Source organism: Mesorhizobium sp. 131-2-1 (assembly GCF_016756535.1).
Taxonomy (GTDB): Bacteria; Pseudomonadota; Alphaproteobacteria; order Rhizobiales; family Rhizobiaceae; genus Mesorhizobium.
In genome coordinates, this window is record NZ_AP023247.1 from 1,565,286 (window position 1) to 1,581,220 (window position 15,935).

Consider the following 15,935-nt stretch of genomic DNA (forward strand, 5'->3'; position numbering starts at 1 on the left):
TTGCGATGAAGGCCGGCCGGATTCGGCTGCTGAAAGCCATGCGCTCGCCGTTCCTCTAGCGTCGTTTCAGCAGGCTGCGCATGCGGTTGCGCAGGATGCGGGCCATGTTGCGGGTCTCGCGGTAGAGATGCAGTTGCGAGGCCGCCTGGCGGGCGAGGCGGTCGGCGTCGGGCGACAGGCCAAGCACCAGCGTGCCCATCGGCTTGCGCTCCGTCCACAGCCGGCTCATCACCGGATGGTCCGGCACGGCGCAGGAATCGGTCACCACAATGTTGGGGTCGTCGAGATTCTGCCTGGTGACCTCGATCATCAGCAGCGTGCCCGGCGAGTAGGCCGACAGCGCCTCGTCATAGGCGGTCTTCCAGGTGTAGGCGACGCCGGCTTCGACGAAGACGATCAGGCTGGCGATGGTGCGGCCGTCCAGCGTCAACGAATGGATGCGGCAGAGATCATGCTCGGCCAGCCGGTGAACCGCCTCGCGGGCGAAGGCGGCGCGGTAGCGGTCGATCGCCATGGCGGTGCGCTCGCGGCCTTTCCAGCCGGCCACCTCCAGTGTCAGGAAGGCCTCGATGGCGTGGCGGATCTCTTCCGTCCCGCGCGCCACGACATGCTCAAGCTGGCCAAGGTCGGCCAGGCGGCGCTTCAGGCGACGGAATTCGCGGTAGTGGTGCGAGCGCAGCGACGCCTTGAGGTAGTCCTCGCCCTCGGCCTCGCTTTCGAGCATCGGGCGATCCATCTTGCCGGTGGTGACCATGGTCAGGCCGCGCGTTTCGGCAAAGGTGGTCAAGAGGCTCGCCACCGGTCCGTCCAGCCTGATGTCTGGCAGAACGAAGACCCTCGGCATCTTGAGGTGTGGCCTGGACAGCATCGAGAAGAAATCCTCGATGACGCCGACCGGATCGTCGCGGTCGACCAGCGGCGTGCCGAGCGGGCCAAACGGGCTCGACCAGGTGCGCATGACGGGAACGCCGAGCGGAATGGCCGGTCGCTCGACCGAGAACGGCACCAGGAGGCGCAGCCGGTTGCGGTATTCGTCGCCGTCGCGGATCACGGCGAGCTTGACTTCGCGGTCCTCCAGCCTCGGCATGGCCGGCGCGAGGAAGCGCGGGTTGAAGAAGACGTTGGGCTCGATGGTGCGGGTGCACAGATAGTCGAGCTCCTCGACCAGGTCGAAGCCGGCGGAAGCCGGATAGATGGCGAGCTTGCGCTCCGGCCTGTTGTTGGCGAGGATCTCGATATGGGCGGGGTCGGCGTCGCGCGCCAGGCCGGCCAGACCCTGCACCATGGCGCCGGCCGGGCCGCCGCTGGTCTCCTCGAGCAACGGGATGGCGGCCATCAGGCGTTCCCCTTCCTGGCGGTCGCAAAAATCAACATGACGATGCCGAGCTTGCGCCAGACGGTGAAGGAAAGCGCGCTGGCCTCGAAGACCATGGCGAGGCTGGTGGCGATCGCCGCGCCCCACAGGTGGAAGAAGGGGATCAGCGCTACGTTGAGGCCGATGTTGAAGGCAAGCGTCATGGCATAGACCGCGGCGCAGATGTTCTGGTTGCCGCTCATGGTGAGCAGGCTCTCGCACGGGCCGACGGCGGCGCGCGCCACGACGCCGAAGACGAGCAGGAACAGCAGCGGATAGCCGGCGGTGAATTCGGGGCCGAACAGCACCAGCATCGGCTGGCCCAGCGCCAGCACCAGCAGCGCCATCAGCAGCGAGGGCCAGAAGGTCCACGACACGGTCTCGCGGGCGAAGGCGGCGAGCCGCTCCGGCTCGCCGTGGGTGAACTGGGCATAGCGTTGGGCGACGCCGGCCTTGACGGCGAAATAGACGAAATGCACCAGCGCCAGCGTCTTCACGGTGGCGAAATAGACGGCGACGTCATCGGGATCGAGATAGGCGCCGACCATCAGCACGTCGGCATTGGTGAGCAGGAAGAAGAAGCTCTCGACCAGGAAGATCGGCAGCGAGACCATGAACCATTGCGCGAAATGCACCTTCATCGGGCCCGGCGCGAGCTTGCGGTCGATACGCGCGGTGACGCCCATGAACTGGCCGAGCGTGGTGGCATAGGTGGCGGCGATCGAGGCGAAGATCGCGGTCCTGGCATCGGGTGCGTAGCCCATCGCCAGCATCAGCGCCATGCACACCAGGATCAGCACCGGCCGCACCAGATAGGTCGGCGACAGCGCGAACAGCGCCCATGAATTCGCCCGCGCCAGGCCTTGCAGGAGGTCGCCCAGCGCGATCATCGGCAGGCAGATCACGCCGAGGATGAAGGGCACGACATAGTAGTTCTCGATCCAGGGCGAGAACAGCCAGACGCCCAGTGCGCCGAGGCCGGCGATCGCGGTCGAGGCGGCCAGCACGAACACCCGGCTCGCGACGACGATGCCGCGCAGCTCGGCGAGCAGGCCGCGCTCGCGATATTCGGGGATGAAGCGGATGACGGAGGTGTGGAAGCCGAGGCAGGCGAGGTTGCCGACGATCACCATCGTCACCCAGACCAGCACGAAGATGCCGTATTCGAACGAGCCCATCCAGCGCGCCATCAGCACCTGGCTGACGAAGGCGATGACGGCGCTGATGATGCGGATCGTAAAGGCGATCAGCGACATGCGGCCGGCCTCGCCGCGCTCGTCGGCGGTGAACAGCACGGCATCGATGCGGCCAAGCAACGGGCTCACGCGCAGCGCCCAGCGCTGCGGCAAAAACCGCCCGGCAGTCGTCGCCGCGGAAAAGCGCACCCCGATTATTCTCCGTTTTCCGCCTCTTTTCTGCGTTTTGGTCTAGCGAAAACACATTAAGAAACGGTTGGGTAGGGTGCCTTTCTCCCCGGCTCCATTCGGAGCGAAGGTGCTGGCAGGCGGATGAGAGGCAGCGCGAGCGTGCGAAGCGTCGCGCTGCGGCAAAACGGGGTGGGATTGCAGGGGCTGGGAAGATGGCAGGCCTCAAACGCGCCGCCGCCCCTCATCCTGCCTTTCGGGCCACCTTCTCCCCATGAACGGGGAGAAGGACGAGAGCGCCTTACGCGAACGCGCCGTGGCAGTGCTTGTATTTCTTGCCCGAGCCGCAGGGGCAGGCCTCGTTGCGGCCGATCTTGCCCCAGGTCGCCGGGTTCTTCGGATCGCGGTTCTCCGGCGCGACGACGGCACTGGCTTCCTGACGCACCAGCAGCGCCGTCTCGCCGAAGTCGTCCTCGCCGGTGGTGCCGTCGATATGGCTGCCGAACATGTCGGGGGCCGCGGGCGGCGGGGCTTCCGCCGCCTGGCGGACCAGCTCGACGCGCATCAGCTGCGCGGTGACGGCCTGGCGCAGATTGCCGAGCATGCCCTGGAACAGTTCGAAGGCCTCGCCCTTGTATTCCTGCAGCGGGTCGCGCTGAGCATAGCCGCGGAAGCCGACGACCGAGCGCAGATGGTCGAGATTGACGATGTGCTCGCGCCAGAGGTGGTCCAGCGTCTGCAGCACCACCGAGCGCTCGACATAGCTCATCACGTCAGGACCGAAACGCTCGGCACGCTCCTTGGCGGCGGCCTCGGCCGCGGCGGTGATGCGCTCGCGGATATCGTCCTCGGCGATGCCTTCTTCCTTGGCCCACTCCTCGACCGGCAGGTCGAGGTTGAGGAATTCGGCCACCTCGGCCTTGAGGCCGGCGACGTTCCACTGCTCGGCATAGGCGTTTTCGGGAATGTTCTTGGCGACGATCTCCTCGATGACGCCGTCGCGCATCTCGGCGATCGTCTCGGACAGGCCTTCGCCGTCCATCAGCTCGATGCGCTGCTCGAACACCACCTTGCGCTGGTCGTTGGAGACGTCGTCATACTTCAACAGGTTCTTGCGGATGTCGAAGTTGCGCGCCTCGACCTTCTTCTGCGCCTTTTCCAGCGCCTTGTTGATCCAGGGATGGATGATCGCCTCATCCTCCTTGAGGCCGAGCTTCTGCAGCATGCCGTCCATGCGCTCGGAGCCGAAGATGCGCATCAGATCGTCCTGCAGCGACAGGAAGAATTTCGAGCGGCCGGGGTCGCCCTGGCGGCCGGAGCGGCCGCGCAGCTGATTGTCGATGCGGCGCGATTCATGGCGCTCGGTGGCGAGCACGTAGAGGCCGCCGGCGGCGAGCGCCTTTTCCTTCAGCCGGGCGACGTCCTCGCGGATATCCTTTTCCTTCGCCTCGCGCTCGGGGCCTTCCGGCATGTCGCCAAGCTCTTCGGCGATGCGCATCTCGGCGTTGCCGCCGAGCTGGATGTCGGTGCCGCGGCCGGCCATGTTGGTGGCGATGGTGATGGCACCGGGCTTGCCGGCCTGGGCGACGATGGCCGCCTCGCGCTCGTGGTGGCGAGCGTTCAGCACTTCGAAATTCTTGAAGCCGTCCTTGCGCAGGCGCTCGGCCAGCTGCTCGGATTTCTCGATCGAGGTGGTGCCGACCAGGATCGGCTGGTCCTTTTCGCGCGCGTCCCTGATCTCCTTGACGATCGCCTTGTACTTCTCGTCGACGGTCCGGTAGACCTCGTCGTCCTCATCCTTGCGCACGACCGGCAGGTTGGTCGGGATCTCGGTGACCTCGAGATTGTAGATGTTTGCGAACTCCTCGGCCTCGGTCAGCGCCGTGCCGGTCATGCCGGCGAGCTTGTCGTACAGGCGGAAATAGTTCTGGAAGGTGACCGAGGCCAGCGTCTGGTTCTCCGGCTGGATCGCCACGTGCTCCTTGGCCTCGAGCGCCTGGTGCAGGCCTTCCGAATAGCGGCGGCCGGGCATCATGCGGCCGGTGAACTCGTCGATGATGACGATCTCGCCGTTGCGCACGATATAGTCCTTGTCCTTCTGGAACAGGCGGTGCGCCTTGAGCGCGTTGTTGACATGGTGGACGATGGCGACGTTCTCGACGTCGTAAAGCGACTCGCCCTTCAGCAGGCCGGCGTCGCGCAGCAGGTTCTCCAGCTTCTCAGTGCCTTCCTCGGTGAAGATGGAGGTCTTCTGCTTCTCGTCGATCTCGTAATCGGCCGGGCCGAGCTTGAGCATGAAGGCGTCGATGGTGTTGTACATCTCCGAACGGTCCTCGAGCGGACCAGAGATGATCAGCGGCGTGCGCGCCTCGTCGACCAGGATGGAATCGACTTCGTCGACGATGGCGTAGCTGTGGCCGCGCTGCACCATCTGGGCGCGCTCATACTTCATGTTGTCGCGCAGATAGTCGAAGCCGAGCTCGTTGTTGGTGGCGTAGGTGACGTCGGCGGCGTAGGCGTCGCGTCGCTCCTCGTCGGAGAGCCCGTGGACGATGACGCCGACGGTGAGGCCGAGGAACTTGTAGATGCGGCCCATCCATTCGGAGTCGCGGGTGGCGAGATAGTCGTTGACGGTCACGACGTGGACGCCCTTGCCGGCCAGCGCGTTGAGATAGACCGGCAGCGTGCCGACCAGGGTCTTGCCCTCGCCGGTGCGCATCTCGGCGATGCCGCCATTGTGCAGCACCATGCCGCCGATCAGCTGGACATCGAAGGGGCGCAGGCCAAGCACGCGGCGAGCGGCTTCGCGCACGGTGGCGAAGGCCGGTATCAAGAGATCATCGAGCGAGGCGCCGTTGGCGATATCCTGGCGGAATTTTTCCGTCCGGCCGCGAAGCTCGGCGTCGGAAAGCGCCCGCATCTCGTTTTCCATCGCATTGATGGCCTCGACGCGCGGCCGGGTCGCCTTCACCCGGCGATCGTTGGAGGAGCCGAAAACCTTACGGGCGAGACCGCCAAGACTGACCATCCAATGGTCCTTTCGATAGCATTCTTATTCGTTGCGACAGGCACCGGGCGGCCCCATCAAATCCGCGTGAAACGCGGACAAACGCAAAAAGCGCCCGGAAAACGGTTCTGGACGCAAAGTCGTTGGACAGATAAGAGGGGGCTCAAACGATGTCAACGCCGCGCTGGTCCTGCGGACCGCGCCAAATTCCGCCACAATCTGGCCGATCTGAAGCCATTCAGCCCAAGCAATCCCCACCGGAGTTAATCTTGATGACCTTATTGTTCCGCCGCGCGTCGCTCGCCAGCCTTGGCCTGGCATTCGGGCTGTCGGCTCTGTCGCTGTCGCCGGTCATGGCGCAGGAAGCCGCGCCGGCCCAGCCGGCCGCCCCGGCCGCCGCCGCCAAGCCGGTGGATCCGAACGCCGTGGTCGCGACGATCAACGGCCAGCCGCTGACCGAGGCGGACCTTGGGCTTGCCGAGGGCGAGCTGTCGCAGCAGTTCCAGCAACTGCCGCCCGAGCAGCGTCGCGCGGCCGCCCTTTCGGCGGCCATCGAGATCCGTGTCATGGCCGCCCAGGCGGTCGCCACCGGCCTCGACAAGGATGCCGATTTCCAGCGCCGCATGGCCTTTTTGCAGCAGCGCGCGCTGCATGGCGAGATGGTCGAGAAGAGCGTCGTAAACAAGGTGACCGACGCCGAGGTTCGCGCCCGCTACGACCAGGAGATCGCCAACACGCCGCCGGTCAACGAGGTGCATGCCCGTCACATCCTCGTGAAGACGAAGGAAGAGGCCGAGGCAATCATCAAGCAGCTCGACGGCGGCGCCGACTTCCAGAAGCTCGCCAACGAGCACACCAGCGATCCGAGCGGCAAGTCCAATGGCGGCGATCTCGGCTGGTTCGGACCGGGGCAGATGGTGCCGGAGTTCGACAAGGCGGCGTTCGCGCTCGAAGTCGGCAAATACACCAAGGAGCCGGTGCAGTCGCAGTTCGGCTGGCACGTCATCAAGCTCGAGGACAAGCGGGCCAAGCAGCCGCCGGCCTTCGAGGAGGTCAAGGACCAGGCCAAGCAGGCGGTCATCCGCGACAAGTATTTCGCGCTGGTGAAGCAGCTGCGCGCCGACGCCAAGGTCGAGATCCCCGACGCCAACCTGAAGAAGGCGGTCGAGACGATCGAAAGCGGCAAGTAAGCCGGCACGTGACACATCACAAAAAGGGCGCCGATCGGCGCCCTTTTTCGTTGGTGCCGTAGAATCGATCGTGTCGCGCCGGCTCCCTGAGCCTGGCGGCTATGAACGCTTGCCGGAAATGCCGGAGATCACATAGTGGACGGCGGCGCGCAGCGTGGCCTCGTCTTCGTCGAGACGGTTGGTCAACAGATGCCCCCAGGCATAGGAGGCGATCAGGTCGGCGACGATCTCGGCATCGACATCGGGCGCGACCTCGCCGCGCGCCTTGGCGCGCGCGATCAATTGGCCGGTGTGGGCTCGGCGTCCGGCCGCGTAGCCGGCCAGGGCCGCGGCCGCGTGGCTGTCCGACTGCGCTTCGGCGATGAGCGATCTGAACACATTGCCGGACGATGTCCGGCGCCAGTGCGAGAACAGGTTCTTCAGAAAGCCGACGAGGTCGTCCTCGAGATTGCCGGTATCGGGGACGTCGACGCGCTTCTGCCGCTGATAGACATCTAGCAGCAGGGCGGCCTTGCTCGGCCACCAGCGATAGATGGTCGGCTTTCCCGCCCGCGCCCGGCGCGCCACCGCCTCGATCGAAAAGCCGGAATAGCCGGCCTCCGTCAGCACCGCCTCGGCGGCGTCGAGAATGGCGCCGGCGCTGTCGGGGTTGCGCTTCGCGCCGATCGATTTGCGGCCGGGGCCGGCAGTCGTGCCCATGCTGATCTTCCTTGGCCGGTGAGTCCGTCACCAATCATATTGGGTTGCCCGCGCAAACGAAACGCCCCGTTCCGGGTTGCGCGCCTGCGCTCCAGCTTGCGAGGCACGCCCAGGACGCCTCTTGCGCCGGCGCGCCGTATCGGGCAAACCGGCCTTCCCTTTGCGATTTCCGCCGCTCGAGGTCCCCATGTCCGCAACGATTTCGCCGCTCGCGCCGAAGAAATATCCAAAAATGCCCGCCATCGAGGGCGTGCGCATCGCGACCGCCGAGGCCGGCATCAAGTACAAGAACCGCACCGACCTTCTTGCCATGGTCTTCGATCCGGGCACAACCGTCGCCGGCGTGTTCACCAGGTCGAAATGCCCGTCGGCGCCGGTCGATTTCTGCCGGCAGAACCTCGGCGCCGGCAAGGCGCGCGTGCTGGTCGTCAATTCCGGCAACGCCAATGCCTTCACCGGCAAGAAGGGCCGCGCTTCCACCGCGCTGACCGGCGAGGCGGCGGCCAAGGCGGCCGGCTGCGCCACCAGCGAGGTGTTCCTGGCCTCCACCGGCGTCATCGGCGAGCCGCTCGACACGGCCAAGTTCAGCCATCTGCTCGCCGGGCTGGTCAAGGACGGCAAGCCCGATCTGTGGACCGAGGCCGCCAAGGCCATCATGACCACGGACACCTATCCGAAGGTGGCGACGGCGACGGTGAAGCTCGGCGACGCCGACGTCACCATCAACGGCATCGCCAAGGGCGCCGGCATGATCGCGCCCGACATGGCCACGATGCTCTCCTTCGTCGCCACCGATGCGCCGATCGCGGCACCTGTGCTGCAGGACCTGCTGTCGCGCGGCACGGCCAAGACCTTCAACGCGGTCACCGTCGACAGCGATACCTCGACCAGCGACACGCTGCTGCTGTTCGCCACCGGGGCCGCGGCCAAGCGCGGCGCGCCGGCCATCACGGACGCGAAGGACGCGCGGCTCGGCGCATTCCGCCGCGCGCTGGGCAAAATACTGAAAACGCTGGCGCTGCAAGTGGTGCGCGACGGCGAGGGCGCGCGCAAGCAGGTCGAAGTCACCGTCACTGGTGCCAAGTCGGCCCGCTCGGCCAAGCGCATCGCGCTGTCGATCGCCAATTCACCGCTGGTCAAGACGGCCGTCGCCGGCGAGGACGCCAATTGGGGTCGCGTGGTCATGGCTGTCGGCAAGGCCGGCGAGCCCGCCGACCGCGACCTGCTGTCGATCTGGTTCGGCGACAACAGGCTGGCGCATGAGGGCGAGCGCGATCCCGCCTATTCCGAGGAAGCAACCTCGGCCTATATGAAGCGCGACGACATCCGCATCCGCGCCGACATCGGCATCGGCCGCGGCAAGGCAACGGTGTGGACCTGTGACCTCACCAAGGAATATGTCGCCATCAACGGCGACTATCGGAGCTGATGGTTTTGGTTTCCAGACATCCGGCAGGTGTGCTCGCCGTCGTGCGTCGCTACGAGGCGGCCGGGTTCCGTGCCTGGCCGGCGGCCGCCGTCCATTATGACGGCACGTGGGTGGTACGGCTGACGGCTGGGCATCCGGCCAAGCGGCTGAATTCGGTCAATCCGCTCGATCCCGGCGACACCCAGCACATTGCCGAGCGCATCGGCCGCGCCAGCCGGCGTTTCGACGCCTATGGACGGCCGCTGACGTTCCGCATTTCGCCGCTGTCGGGCCCCGAGCTGTCCAGGCATCTCGACAGCGAAGGCTGGAGCAGCTTCGACGAATCGCTGGTGATGCGCCTGCCGCTCGCCGATGCCCAGCTCGACCCCGCCATGGATCAGATTCCACTGAAGGACATCGGCCGCTTCATCGGCGCGCTGCTCAAGGTGCGGGGTTTGGACGCTTCGCTCCGGCCCGGCCTGTCGGAGATCATAGGCGCCATCCAGCCGGAAGCCGGCCTGTTCGCGCTCGAGGATGGCAGCGAATCGCTGGCGACGCTGATCTGCGTCCATGACGGCGACCTCGCCGGCCTGTTTGAGGTCGCCACGGACAAGTCGGTGCGCAAACAGGGCCACGGCCGCAACCTTATCCTGTCGGCGCTGAAATGGGCGCGGCTGCGCGGCGCGCGCGAGGCCTGGCTGCAGGTGGAGGCCGACAACGCGCCGGCGCTGGGCCTCTACCGTTCGCTGGGCTTCGAGGAAGTCTACCGCTACCACTATCGGCGGCCGCCCGGCGCATGAGCGAGGTCATGCCAGCCGGCAAGCGCCTGCTCCTCGTCGCCGCCTGCGCGCTGGTCGACGCCGACGGACGCGTGCTGCTCGCCCAGCGTCCCGAGGGCAAGCAGCTCGCTGGCCTGTGGGAATTCCCGGGCGGCAAGGTCGAGCCAGGCGAAACGCCGGAGCAGTGCCTGATCCGGGAACTCAATGAGGAGCTGGGCATCGAGACGGAGATCCCTTGCCTCGCGCCGCTGACCTTCGCCAGCCACAGCTATGATGATTTTCACCTGCTGATGCCGCTTTTCGTCTGCCGCCGCTTCCGCGGCATTGCGCAGCCAAGGGAGGGGCAGGGCCTGAAATGGGTGCGGCCACGCCAGATGCGCGACTATCCGATGCCGCCAGCCGATGCGCCGTTGATCCAGTTCCTCATTGATCTCCTGTAGTCGGGGAATTCGGCGCTGGTTTAGCCAGCGTTAATGGATGATTTATCTCGATGTGAAAAATTGAGGCGAGGCTGGTCTCGGCCTACACGCTTGGGGAGCGATTGCATGAGCCTCGACAATGACTGGGAGTCGATCCGGCCGGACCGCGGCTTTCGCGCCGCCGATGCGGGCATGGGCATATTGCGCATCACGCTGCTGTTCGGGTCCGCAGCGGTGGCGCTCGCCTTGATCGCCGCGCCTTTCCTCGACAGCCAGACGCGCGCGGCCCGCGATGGCTTTGCCGGTGTCGACGCGATGAGCACCGGCTCGATCGGCCACCGCGACACCTATACGCTGCGCCGCAGCGTGCTGCAGCCCCTGCCCAGCTCGATCTGCGTGATCCGCAGCGACGGCAGGCGCAGCGGCGACTGCTGACATGGTTAACGATTTTCCCAGAACCGACCTATTTCACCGCCTGTTAAGCTTTTGCCGTTAACCTTTCTTAACGGGTCAACGCTAAGGTTCCTGGCAAGAGGGATCGATGATCATGAAAAATCTGCTGCAACGGTTTATTCAAGACGAGACGGGCGCGACGGCCATTGAATATGGCCTTATCGTCACCGTCCTGTCGCTTGCCATCGTCGCCGGCGTCGGTCAGGTCGGCAATGCGATCATGTGGCTGTTCAGCGACAACAACAGCAAGCTGGCCAACGCCTTCGCGCAGCACTGATTTCAAGGGGTCGCTGCTCAGCGCTCTGGCGGCCCTTCCAAAATGGTCTTCAGCGAGACCTTGGCCGTGCCGGGCTTTAGCGGTTTTTGCTGCGAGGCATCGGGGGCCCAGCCAGACATCCATACGATCGAGAAGCTTGCCCTGACGCGGCCGTCGGGGTCGGAAAACCGTTCCGCGTAGATTTCGGCGGCGCGGGCGAAGAATTTTCGCGTGCCTGGCCGCCGGTTGCGGTCGGCGAGGGCGCTGGTTTCGCCCATGGCTCTCAGATCGGCGAGCAAGTCGAACATGGTGTCGTAACGCACCGTCACCATCTCGACATCGGCGACCGGCAGCGCCAAGCCGGCGCGTTGAAGCAGCGCGCCGGCGTCGCGGACATCGGTGAAGGGGATGACGCGCGGGCTGGCACCCCCGTAAAGCTCGGTTTCTGCGGCGAGCAGGCTTTCGCGCAATTCCGAAAGCGTGCCGGCACCGGCCAGGGCGCCAAGGAAAAGCCCGTCGGGCCGAAGTGCCCTGCGGATCTGCGCCAGCATGCCGGGAATGTCGTTCATAGCCTGCAGCGACAGGAGCGAGACCGCGAGATCGAGGCTCCCGGCCTCGAACGGTACGGTTTCCAGCGGCGCGACAAGGCCTGTCCCGTCACCAAGGAACGCCGGGTCCGCTTCGACGCGTGCGATCTCCACGACCTTGCCGCTCCCGGCAAGCACGTCGGCCGCCGCCGACGTCTGGCAAAACAGCGCTGCCGCCCTGCCGAAGCTGCGCCCGACGGCGCCCAACCGGTCGGCAAGGTCATCGGCTGCCCGCCGCATCATGAAATCGGCGCCGCCCACGGGATTGGCCAGGGCGCGGCGCTTGCGCGCCAGCCAGAGCGAGGTGTCGATGATAGGCTGCACGGGCAGGTTCCTGTTTTCCGCTCTCTGATATAGTGGCGGAGAAGCAAGCACGTGGCCGATCCGATGCCGAAGATCAAGACCGATGCGATCAGGAACGTTGCGCGCAAGGCAATGGCCTTGCCGGCGCGCATCCTGTTTCCGCCGGTCTGTGCCGGTTGCCGGCGCCATGTCTCGCAGCCCGGCGTGCTGTGCGGCGCCTGCTGGCCGAAGCTCAGGCTGCTCGAGCGGCCATGGTGCGCGGTGATGGGCACGCCATTCACGCATGAGATGGGCGATGGGTTCCTTTCGGCCGAGGCGATCGCCGATCCGCCGCCCTTCGAGCGCGCGCGGGCCGCGGTCGTCTACTCCGGCGTGGCGCGCCAGATGGTGCAAGGCCTGAAGTACCAGGATCGCACGGATCTGGCGCCGTGGATGGCGCGCTGGATGCTGCGCGCCGGGGCCGAGCTGATCGCCGAGGCGGATCTCGTCGTGCCGGTACCGTTGCACTGGCGGCGCTTCTTCCGGCGGCAATTCAACCAGTCGGCCGAGCTGGCGAGGGCAGTGTCGCATCTCAGCGGCCTGCCTTTCTCGCCTTCGGCGGTCAGGCGCGTGAAGCTGACGCGTCAACAGGTCGGGCTGGAGCGGCAGGAGCGCGAGGACAATGTGCGCGCCGCTTTCCGTGTGCCGGCCGAGGCGGAAATCGAGATCGCCGGGCGCCGGGTGCTGTTGATCGACGACGTCTACACCACCGGCGCGACGGCAAGGGCGGTCGCCAAGGCGCTGAAGAGGGGCGGCGCCGGAGCCGTCGACGTGCTGACCTTCGCGCGCGTTTTGCCGGGGGACTTCCGAGCCGACGAGTCCGCGACTATATAGGTTGGAATTGTTGTTTTTGTGCATGCCGTTATCCCAGAAGCCAGGCGCTTCCCGGCGGCATGCATAGGCAGGATTGCTGACTGATGATCGACGTGACGATCTATACACGCATGATGTGCGGCTACTGCACCGCGGCCAAGCGGCTGCTCGAGCGCAAGGGTGTCGCCTACACCGAGCACGATGCTTCCTTCTCGCCGGAACTGCGCCAGGAAATGATTTCCCGGGCGCATGGGCGTTCCACATTTCCGCAGATTTTCATCGGCGACACGCATGTCGGCGGCTCCGACGACCTCCATGAACTGGAGGCCGAGGGCCGGCTTGATGCGCTGCTCGCCAACGGTTCGAGGGTTTGATCATGGGTGTTTTCAAGGCAGCGGCGGTGCAGATGCGTTCGGGCACCAGCCCCGCGTGCAACTCGGTCGACCTGGAACGCCTGGTGCGCGAGGCGGCGGGCCTGGGCGCGACCTATGTGCAGACCCCCGAGATGACAGGCGCGCTGGTGCGCGACAAGGAGGCGCGGGCCGCCTCCTTCACCTCGGAGGACAAGGACATCATCGTCTGGACCGCCCGGAAGCTGGCGAAGGAACTCGGCATCTTCCTGCATATAGGCTCGACCGCCATCCTGCGCGCCGACGGCAAGCTTGCCAACCGCGCCTTGCTGTTCGCGCCCGATGGCTCCACCATCGCCAGCTACGACAAGATCCATATGTTCGACGTCGACCTCGACAATGGCGAGAGCTGGCGCGAATCCGCCGCCTATGAGCCGGGCACCGAGGCCGTCATCGCCGAGCTCGACGGCGCCAGGCTCGGCTTTGCCGTCTGCTACGACCTGCGCTTCCCACAGCTGTTCCGCGCCGAGGCGCTGGCCGGCGCCAATGTGCTTTCGGTGCCCGCCGCCTTCACCCGGCAGACCGGCGAAGCGCACTGGCACGTGCTGCTGAGGGCCCGCGCCATCGAGAACGGCGCGTATGTGGTCGCGGCCGCGCAAGGGGGCCTGCATGAGGACGGCCGCGAGACCTATGGCCACTCGCTGATCGTCGACCCGTGGGGCCGCATCGTCGCGGAAGCCGCCCATGACGAGCCCGGCGTGATCGTCGCCGAGATCGATCCGGCGCAGTCGCTCGCCGCGCGCAGGAAGATCCCCAACCTCAAGAATGCGCGCGAGTTCGCCGTCAATGCCGGCGAGGCGCCGCGCCTCAGGGGTGCCGCTTCTTGATCCGTTTTTCCCTGATCTGCGAGCACGAACACGAATTCGAGGCGTGGTTCCGCAGCAATGACGATTTCGACACCCAGAAGAAGCGCGGCTTCGTCGATTGCCCGACCTGCGGCTCGCATAAGGTCGACAAGGCGCTGATGGCGCCGGCCGTCTCCACCGGGCGCAAGCAGGAAAAGATCGCGCTCGCCATGGGCGAGGCGCAGAAGCAGGCGATGGCGCAGTTGAAGGCGCTCGCCGAAAAGGTACGCGAGAATGCCGACTACGTCGGCGACAAGTTCGCCGAGGAAGCGCGCAAGATCCATTTCGGCGAGACCGATCCGCGCGGCATCTATGGCGAGGCGACGGTCGACGAGGCAAAAAGCCTGGCCGAGGACGGCGTCGAGTTCATGCCGATTCCGACTTTTCCGGACGACCGGAACTGAGCGGTTCAGCGCTCATCGCTGACCCACCCTAAGTATTTGTTTTGACGCAATTCCGGACGGAAAACCGTTTCACACTTTTCCTGGACTTGCTCCAAGCGGTCAGCTCAGGCTTTCGATCAGTTTTCCGAGCAGGCTGGCGAGCGTCTCGCGCTCCTCGCGCGTCAGGCCGGCGAGGATGTCATGTTCGTTGGCGACATGGGCGGCGAGCGCCTCGTCGGTCAAGGCCAGCCCCTTTTCGGTGAGCGCAACGACGACCCCCCGCCGGTCGCTCGGATGCGGCGCGCGTTCGGTCAAACCGGCCTTTTCCAGCCGGTCGAGCCGGGCGGTCATGGCGCCCGAGGTCACCATCGTCGCCTCGTATAGATCGGTCGGCGTCAGCGCGTAGGGCTTGCCGGAGCGGCGCAGGGTCGCCAGCACGTCGAACTCGCCTTGCTGCAAGCCGAAGCGGGCAAACAGCGGCGCCAGCCGCTCGCGCGAGATCAGCGAGGCGGCCTCGCTCAACCGTCCGATCACCGCCATCGGCGAGACGTCCAGGTCCGGCCGTTCGCGCTTCCATTGCTCTATCGCCTTCGCCGCACGGTCCATCTATCTCACCGATAAGTATCTTGACATAAAGAATCTTTTCGGTATGTTATCTCAAAACGCAATAGCGGCCAAGCGCCGCGATTGAACGACGGGACCATCCGATGAAGTTTCTCTGGGACTCGGCTGCCGGCCTGCTGGTCGTCACCGGCGGCCTGCTCGGCCTGACGCTGCCCTTCGGCAAGCTGGCGACGGCGGCCGGCGTGCCGGCCATGGCGTGGGCCTTCGTCATCTCGCTCGGCGCCGGCGGCGTGCTGTTGCTGGCGCTTCTGCTGAAGGGCCAGCGCGTCCGGCTTACGGTGCGCAATCTGCGCTATTTCTTCATCACCGCAGCCGTGTCCTATGCCTTCCCCAATTTGTTGATGTTCTCGGCCATCCCGCATCTCGGCGCCGGCTACACCGGCATCATGTTCACGCTGTCGCCGGTCGTCACGCTCGTGTTCTCGATCCTGCTCGGCGTCCGGCGGCCAAACCTGCTTGGCGTCGCCGGCATCGCGGTCGGCTTCATCGGCGCAGTGATGGTGGCGGTCACACGCGGCGAGGCCGGCCAGCCGGCCGATTTCTTCTGGGTCGCGGTCGGGCTGCTGATCCCGGTCAGCCTCGCCGCCGGCAACATCTACCGCACCGTCGACTGGCCGGAAGGCACCGGTCCGATCGAACTTGCCGTCGGCAGCCATCTGGCCTCCGCCACGCTGCTCCTTGCCGGCATTGTGGCCTTGCTGGGCAAGAGCGCATTTGTCCCGCTTAGCGGCGTGCCGCTGGTGGTCGCCGGGCAGGTGGCGTCGGCCTCGGCGATGTTTGCCTTCTTCTTCCGCCTGCAGGCGGTAGGCGGCCCGGTCTATCTCAGCCAGATCGGCTATGTCGCGGCCGCTGTCGGGCTGTTTGCCGGCACGATCTTGCTTGGCGAGCAGTATCAACTGCTGACCTGGGCGGGCGCGGTGATCATCACGATCGGCGTCTTCATCACCACCAGGGCGCAGAACCAAACCAGCGCGAAGATGCGGAGCCAGGCAGCCTGAGGCG

General features: G+C 65.9%; 17 protein-coding genes. 11 read left to right on the top strand and 6 right to left on the bottom strand.

Features of this window, described 5'->3' with window-relative positions; translation table 11 throughout:
• Positions 1 to 55: 55 nt before the first annotated feature.
• From JG743_RS07690 to secA, 3 genes are all read right to left on the bottom strand, one after another.
• Complete coding sequence (locus tag JG743_RS07690; RefSeq protein ID WP_202299197.1) at positions 56 to 1,336, bottom strand: GNAT family N-acetyltransferase; 1,281 nt, start codon at positions 1,334 to 1,336, stop codon at positions 56 to 58.
• Complete coding sequence (locus JG743_RS07695) at positions 1,336 to 2,739, bottom strand: lipopolysaccharide biosynthesis protein (RefSeq protein ID WP_202299198.1); 1,404 nt, start codon at positions 2,737 to 2,739, stop codon at positions 1,336 to 1,338. The genes JG743_RS07690 and JG743_RS07695 overlap by 1 nt, the downstream gene beginning before the upstream one ends.
• Before the next feature lie 280 nt (positions 2,740 to 3,019).
• Positions 3,020 to 5,746, bottom strand: coding sequence for a preprotein translocase subunit SecA (secA, locus tag JG743_RS07700; protein ID WP_202299199.1), 2,727 nt, complete (start codon positions 5,744 to 5,746; stop codon positions 3,020 to 3,022).
• Positions 5,747 to 5,997: 251 nt separating this feature from the next.
• On the opposite strand from secA, the gene JG743_RS07705 reads away from it, so the two are divergent.
• Complete coding sequence (locus JG743_RS07705) at positions 5,998 to 6,915, top strand: peptidylprolyl isomerase (RefSeq protein ID WP_202302502.1); 918 nt, start codon at positions 5,998 to 6,000, stop codon at positions 6,913 to 6,915.
• Between the two features lie 99 nt (positions 6,916 to 7,014).
• On the opposite strand, the gene JG743_RS07710 is transcribed toward JG743_RS07705, so the two are convergent.
• On the bottom strand, positions 7,015 to 7,614 hold the full coding sequence (locus tag JG743_RS07710; protein ID WP_202299200.1) for a TetR/AcrR family transcriptional regulator: 600 nt from the start codon (positions 7,612 to 7,614) through the stop codon (positions 7,015 to 7,017).
• A 187-nt stretch (positions 7,615 to 7,801) separates the two neighbouring features.
• Between JG743_RS07710 and argJ the strand changes: the two genes are divergently transcribed.
• The 5 genes from argJ (at position 7,802) to JG743_RS07735 (ending at position 10,950) form a co-directional block, all read left to right on the top strand.
• Positions 7,802 to 9,043, top strand: coding sequence for a bifunctional glutamate N-acetyltransferase/amino-acid acetyltransferase ArgJ (argJ, locus tag JG743_RS07715; protein WP_202299201.1), 1,242 nt, complete (start codon positions 7,802 to 7,804; stop codon positions 9,041 to 9,043).
• Entirely contained in the window at positions 9,043 to 9,822 is a 780-nt protein-coding gene (locus JG743_RS07720; protein ID WP_202299202.1) for a GNAT family N-acetyltransferase, read from the top strand. The genes argJ and JG743_RS07720 overlap by 1 nt, the downstream gene beginning before the upstream one ends.
• Positions 9,819 to 10,241, top strand: a complete 423-nt coding sequence (locus JG743_RS07725; protein ID WP_202299203.1) for a (deoxy)nucleoside triphosphate pyrophosphohydrolase — start codon at positions 9,819 to 9,821, stop codon at positions 10,239 to 10,241. Before JG743_RS07720 ends, JG743_RS07725 begins: the two co-directional genes overlap by 4 nt.
• Before the next feature lie 105 nt (positions 10,242 to 10,346).
• Entirely contained in the window at positions 10,347 to 10,655 is a 309-nt protein-coding gene (locus JG743_RS07730; RefSeq protein ID WP_202299204.1) for a hypothetical protein, read from the top strand.
• Positions 10,656 to 10,767: 112 nt separating this feature from the next.
• Positions 10,768 to 10,950 carry a Flp family type IVb pilin gene (locus tag JG743_RS07735; protein WP_202299205.1) on the top strand — a complete coding sequence of 61 codons (183 nt, stop codon included), beginning with the start codon at positions 10,768 to 10,770 and terminating at the stop codon, positions 10,948 to 10,950.
• 17 nt (positions 10,951 to 10,967) lie between these two features.
• Here the strand turns inward: JG743_RS07735 and JG743_RS07740 are convergent, their stop codons facing one another.
• Positions 10,968 to 11,840 (bottom strand): methyltransferase domain-containing protein, encoded by an 873-nt coding sequence (locus tag JG743_RS07740; protein ID WP_202299206.1) that lies wholly within the window; start codon positions 11,838 to 11,840, stop codon positions 10,968 to 10,970.
• 51 nt (positions 11,841 to 11,891) lie between these two features.
• On the opposite strand from JG743_RS07740, the gene JG743_RS07745 reads away from it, so the two are divergent.
• The 4 genes from JG743_RS07745 to JG743_RS07760 all read left to right on the top strand — a co-directional run bounded on the left by JG743_RS07745 (position 11,892) and on the right by JG743_RS07760 (position 14,330).
• Positions 11,892 to 12,692, top strand: coding sequence for a ComF family protein (locus JG743_RS07745; RefSeq protein WP_202299207.1), 801 nt, complete (start codon positions 11,892 to 11,894; stop codon positions 12,690 to 12,692).
• A gap of 83 nt (positions 12,693 to 12,775) precedes the next feature.
• Positions 12,776 to 13,045 carry a glutaredoxin 3 gene (grxC, locus tag JG743_RS07750; RefSeq protein WP_202299208.1) on the top strand — a complete coding sequence of 90 codons (270 nt, stop codon included), beginning with the start codon at positions 12,776 to 12,778 and terminating at the stop codon, positions 13,043 to 13,045.
• A gap of 2 nt (positions 13,046 to 13,047) precedes the next feature.
• Entirely contained in the window at positions 13,048 to 13,908 is an 861-nt protein-coding gene (locus JG743_RS07755; RefSeq protein ID WP_202299209.1) for a carbon-nitrogen hydrolase family protein, read from the top strand.
• Positions 13,905 to 14,330: a DUF1178 family protein gene (locus JG743_RS07760; protein WP_202299210.1), complete on the top strand. Its 426-nt coding sequence runs from the start codon at positions 13,905 to 13,907 to the stop codon at positions 14,328 to 14,330. Before JG743_RS07755 ends, JG743_RS07760 begins: the two co-directional genes overlap by 4 nt.
• Positions 14,331 to 14,429: 99 nt before the next feature.
• Here JG743_RS07760 and JG743_RS07765 read toward each other — a convergent pair whose 3' ends face one another.
• Entirely contained in the window at positions 14,430 to 14,915 is a 486-nt protein-coding gene (locus tag JG743_RS07765; RefSeq protein ID WP_202299211.1) for a MarR family winged helix-turn-helix transcriptional regulator, read from the bottom strand.
• A 101-nt stretch (positions 14,916 to 15,016) separates the two neighbouring features.
• Here JG743_RS07765 and JG743_RS07770 point away from each other — a divergent pair, with 101 nt between their 5' ends.
• Positions 15,017 to 15,931, top strand: a complete 915-nt coding sequence (locus tag JG743_RS07770; RefSeq protein ID WP_202299212.1) for a DMT family transporter — start codon at positions 15,017 to 15,019, stop codon at positions 15,929 to 15,931.
• Positions 15,932 to 15,935: the final 4 nt, after the last annotated feature.